This is a genomic window from Bifidobacterium sp. ESL0820, assembly GCF_052606235.1.
On sequence record NZ_CP199594.1, the window covers coordinates 1,131,289 to 1,148,715 of the forward strand.

Sequence of the window (17,427 nt, forward strand, 5' to 3'; positions counted from 1 at the left end):
TATTTTTGGGTCATATGCCAAAATGTTTACAAATTAGTCGGTGCTGCTGAGGTATCTGATGGAGTGTGCAGTTCGTTCCAGTCGATAGCGGTGGCCTGGTGTAGATCTTGTTGGCTGTGTTGCCAAGCGAGATCGTTCAACCATTCGAGATTCTGATCGCTGCAAGCGTAGGCGGCCGGCCGGGCATCTCTCTGGGGGTCGGCGGCGTGTTGATGACCCCGCTGGCAGATGGCTCTGATTTCGTGTTCCGGGCCCAGCCCATTGTGGTTCCTGGGCAAGGCGCGCAGTCGTTAGTTAATGATTCGAGCAGATTTTTATTCACGGGAATCGGGGCCTCGCACCGCTAGCACCGCCACTGGGTGCGACCTGTGCTGGTAGCCCAGGCCAGGCAATTCGGTGTCTTTATGCTTTCTAAGGAAAGCAGGCATCTACTGGACGCTTCTAGCCCTACCCCGATAAGGGCTTAGAGGATGAAAAACGCACGCATTTTGGCGTATAGCCCGAGCTCCAATACCGCCGCAGAACTGTCCGCCCACCTATAATCGGCATACCGGCACGGCCCTGAAGACGTCCCACATGGGATGCGTTAAAGGGCACGGCGCTTTCAAGGAGGGGCATATGGCCAGGAACAATCATTGGGATCCGGACGATCAGAAGCAGTATCAGCACGTGCATGACAGCGAAGTCGATCGTGGACAGGATGAACGCGCCGCTGAGCGGATCGCAGCAGCCACGGTCAACAAGCAGCGCACCCGTGAGGGCCGCACCCTGCGCCAGGAGCAGGAGCGCCGCGGCCAGGGCACAGACGACAAGAAGGACAAGAAGAAGGGCTGAATCTTTAGATGGCGCCCATCAGCAAGTGCGCCAAAACCATGAGCACCGCGCCGATCACCGCAGTCAGGGCCAGGGTGAATCCGGCCAGACGGGCGTTGCCCAAGACCTTGTCGGTGAACATGGTGGCGAAAACCGCCGTCGGAGCCAGGCAGCACAGGGCCACCGCCTGACGAATCAAGGGTTCGAAGGGCAGCAGATACCATGCGACCGTTGCGAACAGGATGCCGAAGGGCAGCCGCCAGGCCAGGATCTGCAATACGGACTTGACATCATCCCGTCCGCCAGGCAAGTCCATGAGCATGCCCACCATAAGCATGGAGCAGAAGGCGTTGGCCGCCGATAATGGGCGGGTGATCTGGGCCGACCAGTCCGGCAGCGAGATTCCGGCCAGCGTAAAGCCCACCATAACCAGGTAAGTGTCGAAGGAGGGCGAGCTCAAGAAGCCTTTGAATATGGAGATGGCCGCGGCCTTGCGATGGAGTTTGCGAGCATCCGGATCATCCAGCTTGACCGGCTCCCCCGCATCGGGATCCAGGGACTGGCCCGGTCGAATATGCAGAAGCCCCTGGGTCATGACGTTGGTTCCAGCGGATACCATGACTGAGTTGCCGATGTCGAACATGGCGGCGGGCACCAGAGCCGCCGTGCCAAGCAGCGACTGAAGCATGGGAAAGCAGAAGCATCCTATGTTGAAACCCGATCCGTTGAGCATCAGAAAAGCCCGCTGAGCCGTAGGCCGATGCCTGCTGGTCAGGAAGATGGCCAGGGGCGGAATCAGCGCGGCCACGAAGGCGAAGGCCGAGACCAGAAGCAGGCTAGGATCGTGAGGGTTGGTAGCGAAGGAGTAGATGATGGCCCCGGGCAGGACCAGGTCGAACACCACGGTCTGCAGCACCCGGTAGTCCAGCGGGCGAAAGAGCCCAAACCGCTTGAACAGGTAGCCCACCAGGATGATGCCCAAGAGGGTGGCCGGTTCCAGCAGTACTCCCATGCCCTCGCTCCTTCCGTGGATGCCGGAACCATGATACCTGACGGGCGGAGGCGCAGACCGGTTCTGTCTCAGCCGAAGCGACCGGAGATGTAGCGCTCGGTGTCCGGCTCGTGCGGGTTGGAGAAGATGGTGGTGGTGTCGTCCATCTCCACCAGATGGCCGGGCTGACCCACGGCCTTGAGATTGAAGAAGGCTGTATAGTCCGAGACCCTGGCGGCCTGCTGCATGTTATGGGTGACGATGACGATGGTGTAGTCCCGCTTGAGCTCGTTGATCAGGTCCTCCACAGCCAGGGTGGAGATGGGGTCCAGGGCCGAGCAGGGTTCGTCCATGAGCAGGACCTGGGGGTGCACGGCCACGGCACGGGCGATGCAGAGCCGCTGCTGCTGACCGCCCGAGAGCCCGATGCCCGGCTTGTCCAGGCGGTCCTTGACCTCATTCCAAAGGTTGGCCCCACGCAGGGCCCACTCCACCAGGTCGTCGGCGTCCGACTTGGCGATGTGCTTCTTGTTGAGCCGGATACCAGCCAGGACGTTCTCCCGGATGGACATGGTCGGGAAGGGGTTGGCCCTCTGGAAGACCATGCCCACATCCCGCCGCACCTCGACCGGGTCCACATCCGGTCCATAGAGGTCGCGACCCTCCAACAGCACCTGCCCGCTCACATGCGCCCCCGGAGTGATCTCGTGCATGCGGTCCAGGGTGCGCAGAACCGTGGACTTGCCACAGCCTGAGGGACCGATGAAGGCGGTGACCTTGTTGGCCTGGATGCGCATGTTCACGTCCTCAACGGCCAGGAAGTCGCCGTAGTAGACGTTGAGATGGCTGATGTCTATGCGTTGGCCCATATTCCGGCCTCCGTTTCTCTCATGGCGGCGCTCAACGGGTCCGCCCAACAGCAAAGATGCGCGAGACCAGCCGCCCCAGCAGGTTGAGCAGCAGGACGATAAGGATCAGCACCAGGGCCGCAGCCCAAGCCCGCTGCATGTGGATGTCGGTCAGGCATCCCGGGTCGGCACCTGGCCCGCAGACGGCCAGCCCCTGGGAATACTCGTTGTATACGAAGACCGGCAGGGTGGTCATCCTCCCGGAGAAGAGGTTGGGGTTGGTGGTGGCGATGAAGCCCGAAGCTATCAGCAAGGGCGCCGTCTCACCGATGACCCGTGCCACAGCCAGGATGGTGCCCGAGACGATGCCGGGCAGGGCCGTGCGCAGAACAATGCTGGTGATGGTACGCTGCTTGGTCACCCCCAGGGCATAAGCGGCCTCGCGCAGGTCGTTGGGCACCACAGCCAGCATATCCTCAGAGGTCTTGACCACCGTGGGCAGCATAAGCAGCGAGAGGGCCACCGAGCCGGCAAGTCCGTTGACGGTACCTGGTCCGACCACCATGGCGAACATGGAGAAGGCAAAGAGGCCGGCCACGATGGAGGGGATTCCGCTCATCACGTCCACCATGAGACTGATGGCCTTGGCCAGGCGGCCTCCGTGGGCGTATTCGACCAGGTAGACCGCGCACATGACGCCCACTGGAATGGATATGACCATGGAGCCAAAGGTGATCTCCAGGGTCCCGATTACCGCGTGCAGGATGCCGCCATAGCCTCCGGTCGGCGTGGGGTTGCCCCCTACCACACCGCTCATATTGTGGGTAAGAAAGTCCGGTGTCAGCCGTCGCACCCCCTTGGACAGGCTGACCCAGAGCACCGAAACCAGAGGAATCAGGGCCACCAGGAAGGAGAGCCCGATCAGGACGGTCATCAGCCGGTCCTTGCGCTTGCGCGCCCGGATGGAGGACCTGGTTGGCCTGAAGCGGTCAAAATCGATAACTGGACCGCGATCAGTTCGGCTTGCCATCATGCACCCGCCTTTGCTGTGATCCTGCGCGCCAGATAGTTGACGATGAAGGTGATGATGAAGAGGACCAGACCGGTGGCCACCAGGAGGGCCACACCCTGGGAGTCCGCCTCCGGGAACTGGGCGGCTATGTTGGCGGCGATGGTCTGGCTTTTCGAAGCCTGCAGCAGCCGAAGGGAGTAGCTGAGGCCTGGCGAGAGGATCATCAGCACCGCCATGGTCTCGCCCAGGGCGCGGCCCAGCCCCAGCATGGAAGCAGAAATGATCCCCGAACGACCGAAGGGCAGGACCGCGAGCCGGATCATCTCCCACTTGGTGGCGCCCAGAGCCAAGGCGGCCTCCTGCTGGAGTCGAGGGGCCTGGATCAGGATGTCGCGGGTGACCGAGGTGATGATGGGCAGAATCATGACCGCCAGCACCAGGGCTACGGTGGCCACGGACCGGGCCGGGGCTGCAACGGGTCCGGAAAACAGCGGAATCCATCCCAAATGAACGGACAGCCAACGCCAGAAGCCGGTGATGTTGGGAACCAGGACCAGAGCCCCCCAGAGCCCGTAGATCACCGAAGGCACGGCGGCCAGCAGGTCGATTACCGTGCTAAGCAACGTGGACAGGCGGGCGGGAGCGTAGTAGCCGATGAAGAGGGCGATGCCCAGGGAGACAGGGAAGGCCAAGAGCAGGGCCAGACCGGCAATCAAAATGGTGCCGAAGACCAGGGGGCCCACATAGCCCAGGAAACTGCTCGCCCGCCCCCCGCTCAGGGAGCGGATGGCCTGGGTGCGGGAATCCGGGTCCCCGGTGAAGGCCGGAAAGGCCCGCAGAATCAGAAAGAGGGTGACCGCAGCCAGGGCCAGCAGGATCAGAATTCCCGCCCCTGTGGCGCAGGCCTTGAAGATCCGGTCCACCCGTCTGGCCTGGTGCAGGGTTGCGGTCTCCTCCGGTTTCTCGCTCATGCCTTCCCTCCGATGGTCTCCACCGAGGCCATGGCCTGACTGCGCAGCCCCTGCCCCAGCTCGGCGCTGCCCGCATTGGCCGCTGCCATGCGCTGACCCTGCTCGCTCAGCAGATAGGTCAGCCAGGCCTTGGCGAACCGAGCCTTGGATCCGTCCGGATCATGTCGATAGGCGGTGCAGACCACATCGTAAGAGACCAGGACGATGGGATAGGTATGCTCCCGGCTGGTGCGATGGTCCACAGCCAGGACCACCCGTCCGGGCTGGCTGGCCTGGGGATCCCGCTGGGCCAGATCAAGCAAGTTGGCTGCGGTCTTTGCTGTAGGTGGCTGCCAGGTCTTCCCCACCTGGACGGCCACAGTGCCCAGCCCGGTGGTCTGGGCTGCGTCCGCATAGCCGAAGGTGCCCTCTGCCTGGTTCATGGTCATGACCACTCCGGCAGTGCCCTTGGCGCCCTGCCCCAGGTCGTTGGGCCAATTCTCGCCCGCTGGATAAGGCCAGGCAGACCCGGCTGTGTCGTGCAGATAGGACAGGAAGCTTTTCGTAGTGCCGGACTTGTCCGAACGATGGATCACAGTGATGTCCAAGTCAGGCAGATTGGCTCGCGGATTGAGGGCTGCGATGCGTGGATCCCGCCAGTTGGTGACCTTTCCGGAGAAGATCATGGCGATCAGAGCCGGGTCCATCCGCAGATGGCCGCCTGAGCCCTTGGGCCACAGGTCAGGGAGATTGTAGGCCACGGCAATCGGAGTGGCGTAAACGGGCAGGTCAATGGCCGTGCCGGAACCGCAGACCTGACGCGAGCGCTCAAGCTGCTCCGTTGTCAGCGGTGCATCGGAACCGGCCCAGATGGTCGAGCCTGACAGGAAAGCCGTGACTCCAGCACCTGAACCTGCCGGATCATAGGAGATGCGCGCCCCAGGATGCTGCTTGCGGAAACCGGCTATCCAGGCCTCGTCGGCGCTCTGCTGTGAGGATGCGCCAGAGCCGGCGAATTCGCCCTGGAAGAGTGCTTGATCTGCAGTATTGCCTGTTCCGCTGCTTGCGGCAGGGACATTGTCACCGCAGGCCGCCAGGGGAATCATCATTGCCAGGGACATGAGGAGGGCCGGGAATCTACCACGACCACGACCATGTACGTGCATGCTACCTACCTTGACCGCCGTTGCATTTCAAACGTCCGTCCTCATCAGTCCGTGTTGGATCCTCACGTATTCACATTACCGAAGCTCGCCTCACACAGCATACTGGAAACGCTGACTGCCGGACAAGGTCGCCACATCCGCGTCAGCCATGTGGAAAAACCCCATCACAATCCACAACTGGGTATATTATAAGGTCATTGTCAGACGCTTAGCTCTCTTGTTCTTTTCTTAGTGTCACCGGTATCGGTATGCCCTGATTTGCTTTCTAGGACGGCACCGCAGGGAGCGGTATGCGCAGTGAAAACCGAACCCAAAGGAAGTGGTGGTTGCATGAGGAAGCAGGAGCTCGCCAAGCAAGGGCGGACCCTCAGCAAGGATGGAGCCTTCGTCAACGGAAAGCTCACCCATGAGGCCTTCCTGTCGCTGGCCATCCTGACCGTCATCACCTTCCTGGGCAACTTCACCCAGCTGCAGCTGGCCTCCGCCCTGCCCACCATTGTGGACGAGTTCCACATCACCCTGACCACCGGCCAGTGGCTGACCTCGGTATTCCAGCTGGTCATGGGCGTCATGGTGCCGTTGACCGGTTTTCTGACCAAACGCTTCTCCACCAGGCAGATCGTCATCACCTCCATGGCCGTCTTCACCCTGGGATCCCTGTTGAGCTGGCAGTCGCAGACCTTCGCTCTGGTCCTGCTGGGCCGCATCCTGGAAGCCATAGGCACGGGAACCATGTGGCCCGTTCTGCAGATCACCGTCTTCTCCATCTATCCGTTGTCCAAGCGCGGCATGGCCATGGGCACTGTGGGCCTGGCCATGAGCGTGGCCCCGGCCATCGGCCCAACCCTGGGCGGCTGGCAGACCGACGCCAACGGCTGGCGCTCCATCTTCCTGACACTGAGCATCTGCGGGGCCGTGGCGCTGCTCCTGTCCATCTTCGGCCTGCGCAACTTCGGCCAGCGCGACACCAGCGTCAAGGCGGACTTCTTCTCGGTGGCCCTGTCCATCTTCGGATTCGGCGGCCTTATGTTCGGCTTCACCAACATCGAGAACTTCCCCATCACCTCCTTCATGACCTGGCCCTTCATGCTGGTCGGCCTGATCGGGATCGTCTGGTTCGTTCTGCGCCAGCTCCATCACGACAAGCCCCTGCTGGACCTGCATGTGCTGCGGATCAAGAACTTCACTGTGGGCACCATCATCGCCTCCATGTCCTTCTTCGCCTTCAGCTCGGTCACCGTCATCCTGCCCATGTACATCCAGACTGACCGCGGCTTCTCGGCCACCATGAGCGGTCTGGTCATGCTTCCAGGAGCCATCGGCACCGCCATCGCCCAGTTCTTCGGCGGCCGGCTGCTGGACCGCTGGGGCGCACGTCCCGTGGCTATGACGGGCTGCTCGGTCCTGCTGCTGGGCACCATCGCCATGAGCCTGATCGGCGCCAATACCTGGATCGGCCTGGTCTCCATATGCCAGTTCATCCGCCAGATCGGCATGGGCTTCACCCTGATGCCCTTGACCACCTGGTCCCTGAACAACCTGGCTCCCAAGGATGTTTCAGCTGGTTCGGCCGTCACCAACACGGCCCGGCAGATCGCCGGCGCTGTCGGCGCACCCATCCTGGTCATCCTCATGGAGACCATCACCACCCTGCGCCACAACGCCATGGGCGGCGGTCACTCCACCCAGATCGCAGCCAACATCTTCGGCGTGCAGTGGGCCCTGCGCATCTCGGCACTCATCTGCCTGGGCATGGTCCTGCTGGTCTATTTCGGCGTTCGCGGAAACGGCGCCGGCTCCGGACGCCAGATGACCCGTATGCTTCTGCGCCACATGCACATCATCCACACCGACGCCCCTGCCATCACCGCCTCCACCGCCGACTCCAAAACCCAGGACTGATCACCTGGTGGTTTTGCGGGCTATGACTTGCGATCCGACAACAAGATCCTGGGGTGCAGTAGCTCTGCCTCCGATACGTCCCAGGACGCGGTCGACGCAGGTTCGTGAGATCCACCCCAAGCAGGAATCCATGGTAGTAAGCGGAGTCTGCAGATAAGCTGACTCCTCGATGTTGTCAAACCCGATGATCTGGACCTGGTCAGGTACGGCTCTGCCGTAAGCAGTCAGTGCTGACAATGCACCGATAGCCAGCTGATCATTGAGAGCGACCACCCCATCGAAGGGCACGCCCGCCTCTAATATCCGTTGCATGGTCAGGTACCCGCTGCCCAAGGTCCAGTCATAACCGGTTACACCCAGAAGCCGGTCATCCAGTTGCAGTCCTCTTGCGTGAACCGCCTTAAGCACGCCTTTCATCCTTAACTCGGCATTGCCTTCGATTGCAGCCTCCAATTGATTCTGGTCAAGCGGCGCATGCAGACCGATGACTGCCAGTGAACGCACCGACCGATCAAATAGATACTCTGCGGCCATCCGAGCTGCCTCGGCATCATCGACCATGACATGATCCGCCACCCCATGGGTAGTCCGCGCGCCTACGCAAACCAGGGGGTAGCGCACATCCAGATCCTCCACGGCAAACCGCTCAAGCTCCGACATGGACAGGATTATGCCGTCGCTGATAGTGCTGTTAAAGGAGGCCAGAATCTCATGCGCTCCCTTGGCAGACCCCTCGGCATATGTGCTGACATACACTGCATAGTCCCGCAGGCGAGCGCTGTCGATGACCCTATTAGCCAATTCGGCCAGATAGGGAGGTGTCAGCGAAGGCACAGCCAGCGTAATGATACCGGTTTTGTTCCGATGCAAATTACGGGCCGCAGCATTGACCTTGTATCCCGATTCGTCGATCACCTGCTGCACCCGCGCACGGGTCGCATTGGACATACGGCCATTGCCGTTGATCACGTTGGATGCGGTCTTCAGCGAGACACCCGCCTTGCTGGCCACCTCGCGCAGGGTGATCCGTTTACCTGGACGACCTTCATCCGTAGCCATAGACACCCCCTAGAATGCGACAACCTCCAAGGCACTATGGCGATCACATCTACTGACGGGTGACCACCACACCATGCACTCCTATAGTGTACCGATTGCCGGATAAACCACCCCCACTGCACCGGGCTGCTCGTTGAACCACCAAAGCCTCACCCATGGTGGACACATCTCTGACAACTGTCGACCCCCGGTTGAAATAGAAATGATAACGGCCCTGTGGCCCGGATCTGATCAGGTGCACCAACCGTGGGTCGCCGTCACGTCCGTTGTGCAACCCTGCCCCTGCTGCGCCAGTGAGGAAATCAGGAGGAACAATCCGATTGATCACCGAGACCAGCGATTCCTTGGTGAAGCCCGTCCCCAGATAGAGAACGCTGCCCTGACCGTAACCATGGATGGTCACCGCAGGCTTCCCAGCCATGTCGAGGTCATAGGAACGACGTCCTTGGTAACGAGCCAGCACCCTTACCGAATCCTCTATGCTCAAGGGCTCGTTGACCCATATATTGCCCTCAATGCCCTCTGATACCAGGATGGATCCACCGCCTTGGTCACTCGTGCCCAAGGCGATCATCTCCTGGGAAGCGATACCTGTCAAATCACGCAAAACCGCAGGATATCCGCCCAAGCCAACATGCATATGGTCGTCCATAATGCCGCTGGCGAAGTCCACCACCAGCCGGCCACCCCTGCTCACATAATCGCGCAGACGGCCGGCTTGCTCCTGATCCAGCAGAATCAGGGCCGGCAACACCACCACGTCATAGCGCTCCCATTGCCCTCTCAGTGGCATTACGTCCGCCCTGTATCCGGCATCAAGCAGAGCCTGATACCAGGTATAAACCTGCTGCCAATGATCTACAGAACAATCGGGCAGAGTCGAATCAGCCATAGACCACTGGCAGTCGGCATCAAAAAGCAGGGCAATGGACGAGGGTTCCAATTGGGTCCCGGCCAGTCCGCTCCGGGAAAGTCCGCGCAAAATGCCTCCCAAATCGGCAACCTGTGCATAAATCGCCGAATCGGGCCCTGCGTGGGGGATCATGGCCGAGTGGAAGGCCTCTGCACCGAAGGCGGACTGCCGCCATTGGAAGAAGTTGATTGCATCCGCCCCCATAGCTACGTGGGCCAGAGCGTCCCGGATCAGTTCGCCTTGACGCTTGGAGGCGTTGAAATTGCGCCAGTTGACGGCTGATGTGGAATGCTCCATCAGGCACCAAGGATGACCTTGGGCATAGGCATCCACCAGTGAATCCGAGCAGAGCAGCTCATCCAGGTGTCCGGGTCCATGGGCGAAATAGTGGTCATTGGCCACGAAATCGACCTGATGGGACCAACGCTCATAATCAAGGACGCATTGGTCTGTCGAGACCATGAAGTTGGTAGTCAGCGGTTTATCAGGGGTGAGCTCCTGCAGCTGATCACGTTCTGCACAGAAAAAATCCATCAACGCATCTGAGCAGAATCTACGGAAATCCAGACGCAGCGCCGGATTGATGAAGGCATCACGCACGCCAGCATGTTCAGGCAGGGGAACCTGATCGAAGTTCTGCAGACGCTGGGACCAGAAATCGTTGCCCCAGGCCCGGTTCAGCTCCTCGATGCTGCCATAGCGCCGGCGACACCAGCCTTGGAAGGCCTTCAAAGCATCCTGCGAGTAGTCAGCAGCGTTGTTCCATCCATATTCATTGCCTACATGCCAGGCAACCACAGTCGGATTGTCGCGGAAGTGCTCTCCCATGACCCTGCAAAGGCGAAGGGCATAGCGTCGAAAAACAGGCGAGGTGGGCCTCCAGGATTGTCGAGCCCCCGGATGGACCAGGGTTCCATCCGCCTCCACGGGCAACACCTCAGGATGTGCCTGGTAAAGCCAGTATGGGGCCGTGGCCGTAGCCGAAGCCATGTCCACGGCGATACCGGCTTCTCCTAGCAAGGTCACCACCCGATCCAGCCATCCGAAATCCCAGACTCCGTCACTGGGCTCCAGACGTGCCCACGAGAAAATGCCCAGTGTCACCATGGTGACGCCGGCCCGTTTCATCAGCGCAACATCTTCGGTCCATACCTGCTCTGGCCATTGGTCCGGGTTGTAATCCCCGCCGAACCAGATTCCTCCCGAATGACCGTTGGGCTCCTTCGGCCATCGGTAAGGTCTATATGGTTGGGGCTGCCGACGGTCATGATGGTCCGTTTTGCTCATGCCTAATCCCGTCTGCGTGTTTCTGCTATTCCTTGACAGCACCAGCAGCCAAGCCGGATTGCCAGTATTTCTGCAGCAGCAGGAAGGCGACGATGATGGGAATGATGGTGACCAGGCTGCCCGTCACCACCAGATTCTGAATGGCATGGGCACCAGCTGTCGATGCCTGATCCTTCCAATTGTTGAGCCCGATTGTCAGCGGATACCAATTGGAATCCTTGAGCATGATCAAGGGCAGGAAGTAGTTGTTCCAAGTGGCCACAATAGTGAAAAGCGCCGTGGTCACGATGCCGGGGGCCAGCAGAGGCAGGCTGACCTGCCAGAAAGTACGGAACTCCCCAGCCCCGTCGACTCGGGCTGCCTCCAGCAGCTCAGTAGGCACTGCCTGGTCGGAAAAGATCCACATCAGGTACAGGCCGAAGGGCGAGATCAGACTGGGGATGATCATGGCCCAAGGCGTATCGGTCAGTCCGATCTTGGCGAAGAGCAGGAACTGAGGCACAGCCAGAGCGATGCCCGGCACGCTGATGGCTCCGATGACTACTGCGAAGACCAGGCGACGGCCAGGAAAGCGGAACTTGGCCAGGGCATATCCACCCAGTACTGCCAGCAAGGTGGCGCCACCGGCTCCCACAACCACGTAAAGCAGGGTGTTGAGCAGCCAGCGCCCGAAGATCCCGCCCTCATAGGTGAACACTTCGCGCAGGTTGTCCCAGAGGGCAAACTTGTGCCCAAAGGCCAAGCCGAAGGTGCCAATGAAGTCCGACTGGGTCTTTGTGGCATTGATGACCAGCCAGATCAGGGGAAACAGGCAATAGAGCGCGAAGATTCCCGCAACCAGGGTCAACAGCCAGCTGCGCCGCGGATTGTCCGGATTGGAGAATCCCGTTCGAGCCGCCCTTCGACGTTCCGCGCGCTCATCACGTGCGACGCGTCGAGCACGCATACGCTCAGCCTTGGCCCCGTCGGTAGTCCTCGAATCAACCGTGCTCATTGCATCTGCTCCTTCATTCCCCTGAGCTGGACGGCGTAGGCAGCGACCATGGTAATGATGGCCATGACGATGGCCAAGGCCGCCGCGTAATTGCTCTGACCGCCCATGAAGCTCAGGTTGTAGGCATACATATTGGGGGTGTAATAGGTGGTAATCGCATTTCCTGGAACCATGGTCTGCAGGACCGAGGGCTCATTGAAGAGCTGGAAACTGCCGATGATGCTGAAGATGACCGTGATGACCAGGGAACTCTTGAGTTCAGGAACCTTGATGCTGCGCACGATCTGCCACTCCGAGGCCCCGTCGATGGCCGCTGCCTCATAGAGCGAGTGCGGCACAGTCGACAGCGAGGAATAGAAAATCAGCATGTTGTAGCCCGTGAACTCCCAGGTATTGATGTTGCCGATGGCGGCCAGAAGCACGCTGGGCTGCAGAACATCGATATGCGTGCCCAGCCATTGATTCAAGGAACCCACCATTCCGTACTTGGTGCCGTAGATGAACCCCCACATCAGAGCCGCCACCACAGCAGGCACCGCATAGGGCAAGAAGGTGGTGATTCTGAAGAAGCGCGTGCCGTGCAGCTTGAGCGAGTCCAGGGCCAACGCCATCAATGCCGCCAGAAGGAGCATGATGGGCACCTGAACCACAGTGAAGAGCGCCACACGGCCAACTGATGACCAGAACTGCCCGTCCTTGATCAGCCTGGCGTAATTGGCCAGACCCACAAAGACGTTCCCTCCGATCATGCGCTTCTCATACAGACTCAGGTAGATGGCATAGAGCACCGGCAGGACGAAAACGAATACGAAGACCAGGACAAAGGGTCCCATGAACTTCCATCCACGCCAGTCGGGCCTGTGAGGCCGCTCCCCAGTGCGACTCTCGCTGGTTCCGCCAGGGCCTTGAGCCCGCGCGGGGGCCGGAACCCGCACAGTCGAACCTTCGACTTCACTCATGATGCCTCTCCTTCTTTCCTGTCGCTGCCCGGAGACGGCCATGGTCAGCCGCCTCCATAATCACTCACTTATTGACCTGGTACCCCTGCTGGTTGCCGTGATCCACCAGCTTCTGCTGGTAGTCCTCAAAAGCCTTCTCCAGTGTGGTCTGCTTCATGTAGGCCTTGCCGATGGAATCTCCATAGGTCGACTGGGCGAAGGGGTTGTAGGGCAGATACTGGAACTTGGAGACCTTGAGGTTGGCTGCCTCGGTCAGAACCTTGTTGACTTCCTGACCTCCGAAGTACTCGTTCTTCTTGCTGGTGAATTCAGTCGAGCTCAGGATGCGTTTCAGCGAGGGGAAGCTGCCCTGGTCGGCCATGACCTGAGCTCCCTTGCCGTGCGTCAGGTATTCTGCGAACTTCCAGGCGGCCGCCTTGTTCTTGGCTTTCTTGGGCACAACAAGAGCCGAACCGCCGTCCTCTGCGGACACGCTGTCTCCCTCTTTCCACTGAGGTAGAGGCGCGACCCTCCAGTTGCCCTTCTGGTCGGGTGCACCGGACTCCAAATTGGTGGGCATCCAGGCACCGATGGTCAGCGAGGCCACCGATCCATCGTTAAGCGCCCTGTTCCAGTCATCGGACCAGTTGGCGGTCTTGGTATCGAGCAGGTCTTCGTCGATCAGCTTCTGCTGAAAGTCGATATACCGCTTCATGCCGGCATCCTTGGTCATGTTGATGGTGATCTTGTCACCATCGACCTTCCATGGGTGGGCCCCAGCCTGCCAAGCCTGTGCAGTGAATGGCTGATAGGCGTTCTTGTCGCCGGCGTTGTTGGTGATGTAAGAACCCACAGCTCGGATCTTCTTGGCATCCTGATAGTACTCATCCCAGGTCTTTGGGGGCTCGGGAATACCAGCCTTGTCGAAGACCGCCTTGTTGTAGAAGAAAACCTCGGGACCGGCATCAATGGGCAGAGCGTAGGGCTTGCCGTCGTACTGGACCTTGTTCCAGGGCCCTGGGGTGAAGTCGCCGGCAAACTTGTCGGCCCCATAATCCGACAGGTTTTCCAGGTTGTCTTCAATCGCGAACTGCTGGACGGTAGGATCCTCCAGCATGGTGACATCGGGGATGCCCTTGCCTGCAGCGACTGCGTTGGACAAGGCCACTTGGGTGTCACCGGCAGTGCCCGTGTTGTTGTACTTCACAGTGATGCCGGGGTTGGCCTTTTCAAAAGCAGCAATGGTCTCCTTGATACCATTGCCCCAGCCCCAAAAGACTATGCGCCCAGAGGCCTTGCTGGTGTCCGCTGGCTTCGATGTTGATCCAGACCCGCTGCTTCCACAGGCAGCGAACGAGGCCAAGGCGACCATGGTGACGCCCATGGTCAGGATTTTCCTTGCAGAATTCATGATGAACCTTTCGATGTTTGTAAAAACCACGTCCTTGATAAGGTTTTGACGCCCTACTCCTTCCAATCGTTGGTACAACTGTGTACCAACGTGTTTCTCAGTATAATCCATAGCCTTGGATTGTCAATTCCGCTCAATGAGACGTCGCCGACAGTACACGGCTACGACCATGGACAGAATGCCCGCCAACAGGCAGCTCGCTACGAAAATTGGAGTGTGGCCGATAGCGATGCCCGTGGCAGCCAAAGTGGAGGATAGACCGCCGCTGCCAGCGACAGGACGGACAGGCAGGGATTTGTCTGGCTCTACAGAACCGGACGCGGACCCTCCAGGGCCTGCCGGCGTACCATTTCCGTCATGATCGGCCACATCATTGGTCTCATTTCCCTTTTCAGGCACACCTGTCAGGGACACGTCATCAACATGCAGGGTCTGGCCTGAACTGCCGGAGGCATCAATAGTGATCTTGGTCTGCCCGCCGGGCAGATCGACCAGCAAGGAGGCTTGCTTCCAGTCTGTGCCGGTAGAGGCAGCCAGGTTAATCTCCGAGGTCTTCCCGCCGGATTCAATCGCGATCCTGGCCTGATCCATGCCTTTGGGGTTCGCATAGGAGAGTTTCAAAAGGAAACGGCCGGCGTGCAGGGGAACATGCCCTGGTTCATCCAAATCCTGGACAATGGAGGCACTGCGGGATCGTCCAGGGGCGAATCGCAGATCATAGTCGCCCACTCGCCCATAGGCATCGGCTACGTTGTTCACGGCATCTGGATTGACCCGCCGCCATCCGGCGATATCGGCAATCACGTTGCCGTCCTTGTCCCGATACCCCTGTTCACCCACCGAAACCCTGTCCGCTTCGAAGGAACCGTTGAGCACATAGTCATTGGCATCGTCAACCGACCAAAGGCCGGTATCGGCATCCAGCTTCCACCGACTCATGGAATTGAAGCGAGGCGTGCCGGAATCATCAAAACTGAGCGGATTCCACTGGTTGTATCCAAGCCCATTACCCGCAAAGTCAGCCCATCGATCGCCGCAGTGAATGACGGTCTCTGCTCGGCTGCCGTGCAAGGTGTAGTAAAAACCGGTCTGAGTGATGTGGCCGAAATCCGCTCGGCTGCCATCCATGATCACCGTCTGATTGACGGGCTGATAGGGACCAAACAGATGATCTGCTACCTGAAAATGAATTCGGGATGCATCCCACCCGAATAGATCGGAACCAGCCAGATAATACCGGCCAGCATACTTGAAAAGCGCATTGCCTTCACGCCCGAAGCCCTGGTAGAGTTTAGTAGGTTCAAGCAGATCCACCTGACCCCCTTTAGCGCCTATTCTGGCCGCCCAAACACTGCCACGGCCACGGCCATAGGAATAAATCAGATAACCTGTGCCATCCTCATCCTGGAAGACGCTCTGGTCACCGGTATTGCTGGTACCCAGCCCGTAATCGCGCATGTCAATACGCCTCTGGGCTTTGAACGGTCCAGCAGGCGAATCGGCTGTAGCGATCATCACCTTTTTGTCGAAATTGCGACCCGTTGCATCCGTTGGCATTTCATGCTGGATAAGCATGGCATAGGTGTGCAACTCAGGGACATAAGCAACTCCCATTCTGCACACCCAACCCGCACGACGACCGCCAAAGTCACTGGCGAATGCATCAGCCTGCGCCCTGTCCAACGCCACGCCTTGATATCTCCAATCGGTCAGATTCGCGGATTTGTAGACATCCACCGAAATGAAATCATTGCCAGTGAGCGCATGTGTTGGGTCCTGGCGATAAGCTTCGGCCTGGGAAAAGTGAACACCATACCAAAAATGAGAAACCTTCCCCGTAGCAGGATCCGGAAAATCGAAAATCCCTCCGCCCTGCATATACATTGGGTTACCGTCAACGTCATTCCAAAAACGGTCATTGACGATCAGCCCATTTCCGCCTGCAGAATCGGACTTTTGCCCTGCTCCTTGAGCGGCAACCGCCTTTGGCGTTCCAAAGGACAAGCCCATAATCATCGCTAGGGCGACAAGCAGAATGGTCAATCTGTGCCTTGCCAGCGTATGATCCCGAATACGGTTTCCGGTTCCGGGTATATCCGAGCCGATATTCTCATTCATAGTCAACCTCTCTGTTGCTGATTGTTGCGGTCATAGACCCTGATCAAATCGAAATCTATGCTGTTGATACAACTGTGTATCAAACTGCAACAATGCTATCACACCTTAAGAGGTCCAGTTCAGTGCAGAAAGTCAGGCTATCAAGCACCTACGCGAATAGACCCTTACATGGCAGTCAATTCCGTTTGTCAGCCAAGGCCAGCGATCAGCGATCCTGCGGGAGGGGCTGGCCCGGGCAGGTGTGCAGAACGGCCAGCATGGCCTGTTTTTCCGAGCTGGTGACACTCAGGGAGTACTTATCCTTGACTCCTATCTGACGGGCCACATACGAGCACTGATAGTCCTTGTTCTCGGGCAGCCAGTAGTCGGCCGAGGCGCTCCCCTTGGCCTGGTTGGCCGGGCCGTCCACAGCAAGCAGATTGTAGGGGTCGTTGCCAAACCGATAGCGGCGGGCCGTGTCCCACTTGCTGGCTCCTGACCGCCAGGCATTCTCCAGAGCGACCACGTGGTCGATCTGCACGGCCGAGCTGGTTTTCGGCCCTCTGACGAATTCGATGATTCGCCCGGTATAGGGATCCTGCAGACGACCGCTGGCCACCTTGCACCCGCCGGGAGTAGTGGTACGCAGGTCAGTCAGGTCGCGGGTCAACACATCCTCGCGCACATTGCAGCCGTTGCCGTCCTCATCGGTCTCCTTGAAGCCGAAGGACTCACGCCGGTACTGGCGGCCAGGGCGGGAATGATCGTCCACTGTCAGACTCTGCAGGGTCTGGGCCGCATCGCCGGTTGCCGTATATCGGCCGGTCAACCGTCCGACTCCACCGTTGACCCTTGGCAATATCAGGCCGATGGTGATGCCTAGGACCACAGCCACTACCAGAAGAATCAGCACCCGTTCAGTGAGCGATTCGCGACGGAAGCGGGCCGGTGCGGGATTGCGCCAGACAGAACCATACCGGCTGCGGCCTCGATACCGATATCTTCTGCGTCTCGGACCGGTCATCTACCGCCGATACCTCCTATGT

The 17,427-nt window shown here is 59.4% G+C and carries 14 protein-coding genes; 2 read left to right on the top strand and 12 right to left on the bottom strand.

All coding sequences use genetic code 11. The annotated features are described in order from the left end of the window. The first annotated feature begins 618 nt into the window (after positions 1 to 618). Complete coding sequence (locus ACUIAH_RS04550; RefSeq protein WP_045923989.1) at positions 619 to 834, top strand: hypothetical protein; 216 nt, start codon at positions 619 to 621, stop codon at positions 832 to 834. 4 nt (positions 835 to 838) lie between these two features. Here the strand turns inward: ACUIAH_RS04550 and ACUIAH_RS04555 are convergent, their stop codons facing one another. From ACUIAH_RS04555 to ACUIAH_RS04575, 5 genes are all read right to left on the bottom strand, one after another. Then, on the bottom strand, positions 839 to 1,825 hold the full coding sequence (locus ACUIAH_RS04555; protein ID WP_445340485.1) for an AEC family transporter: 987 nt from the start codon (positions 1,823 to 1,825) through the stop codon (positions 839 to 841). 68 nt (positions 1,826 to 1,893) lie between these two features. Beyond that, positions 1,894 to 2,673, bottom strand: coding sequence for a phosphate ABC transporter ATP-binding protein PstB (gene pstB, locus ACUIAH_RS04560; RefSeq protein ID WP_045923987.1), 780 nt, complete (start codon positions 2,671 to 2,673; stop codon positions 1,894 to 1,896). Positions 2,674 to 2,704: 31 nt separating this feature from the next. Further along, positions 2,705 to 3,685, bottom strand: a complete 981-nt coding sequence (gene pstA / locus ACUIAH_RS04565; RefSeq protein ID WP_313837469.1) for a phosphate ABC transporter permease PstA — start codon at positions 3,683 to 3,685, stop codon at positions 2,705 to 2,707. Further along, positions 3,682 to 4,635 (bottom strand): phosphate ABC transporter permease subunit PstC, encoded by a 954-nt coding sequence (gene pstC / locus ACUIAH_RS04570; RefSeq protein ID WP_445340486.1) that lies wholly within the window; start codon positions 4,633 to 4,635, stop codon positions 3,682 to 3,684. Before pstC ends, pstA begins: the two co-directional genes overlap by 4 nt. Then, positions 4,632 to 5,780, bottom strand: coding sequence for a phosphate ABC transporter substrate-binding protein PstS (locus ACUIAH_RS04575; protein WP_445340487.1), 1,149 nt, complete (start codon positions 5,778 to 5,780; stop codon positions 4,632 to 4,634). Before ACUIAH_RS04575 ends, pstC begins: the two co-directional genes overlap by 4 nt. Before the next feature lie 330 nt (positions 5,781 to 6,110). Between ACUIAH_RS04575 and ACUIAH_RS04580 the strand changes: the two genes are divergently transcribed. After that, the gene (locus ACUIAH_RS04580) at positions 6,111 to 7,682 is read left to right on the top strand and encodes an MDR family MFS transporter (protein ID WP_445340488.1); all 1,572 of its coding nucleotides are present in this window, start codon (positions 6,111 to 6,113) and stop codon (positions 7,680 to 7,682) included. Here the strand turns inward: ACUIAH_RS04580 and ACUIAH_RS04585 are convergent, their stop codons facing one another. From ACUIAH_RS04585 to ACUIAH_RS04615, 7 genes are all read right to left on the bottom strand, one after another. Further along, positions 7,683 to 8,741: a LacI family DNA-binding transcriptional regulator gene (locus ACUIAH_RS04585; RefSeq protein WP_045923982.1), complete on the bottom strand. Its 1,059-nt coding sequence runs from the start codon at positions 8,739 to 8,741 to the stop codon at positions 7,683 to 7,685. Between the two features lie 49 nt (positions 8,742 to 8,790). After that, positions 8,791 to 10,941, bottom strand: coding sequence for a beta-galactosidase (locus tag ACUIAH_RS04590; protein WP_445340489.1), 2,151 nt, complete (start codon positions 10,939 to 10,941; stop codon positions 8,791 to 8,793). 25 nt (positions 10,942 to 10,966) lie between these two features. Beyond that, complete coding sequence (locus tag ACUIAH_RS04595) at positions 10,967 to 11,935, bottom strand: carbohydrate ABC transporter permease (RefSeq protein WP_198189600.1); 969 nt, start codon at positions 11,933 to 11,935, stop codon at positions 10,967 to 10,969. Then, positions 11,932 to 12,894 carry a carbohydrate ABC transporter permease gene (locus tag ACUIAH_RS04600; protein ID WP_156147894.1) on the bottom strand — a complete coding sequence of 321 codons (963 nt, stop codon included), beginning with the start codon at positions 12,892 to 12,894 and terminating at the stop codon, positions 11,932 to 11,934. The genes ACUIAH_RS04595 and ACUIAH_RS04600 overlap by 4 nt, the downstream gene beginning before the upstream one ends. Positions 12,895 to 12,958: 64 nt before the next feature. Next, the gene (locus ACUIAH_RS04605) at positions 12,959 to 14,284 is read right to left on the bottom strand and encodes an ABC transporter substrate-binding protein (RefSeq protein ID WP_445340490.1); all 1,326 of its coding nucleotides are present in this window, start codon (positions 14,282 to 14,284) and stop codon (positions 12,959 to 12,961) included. A gap of 123 nt (positions 14,285 to 14,407) precedes the next feature. After that, positions 14,408 to 16,402: a family 43 glycosylhydrolase gene (locus tag ACUIAH_RS04610; RefSeq protein ID WP_445340491.1), complete on the bottom strand. Its 1,995-nt coding sequence runs from the start codon at positions 16,400 to 16,402 to the stop codon at positions 14,408 to 14,410. Positions 16,403 to 16,607: 205 nt separating this feature from the next. Beyond that, a complete protein-coding gene (locus ACUIAH_RS04615) occupies positions 16,608 to 17,405 on the bottom strand; it encodes an HNH endonuclease family protein (RefSeq protein WP_445340492.1) in 798 nt (265 codons plus the stop codon). Positions 17,406 to 17,427 lie beyond the last annotated feature (22 nt).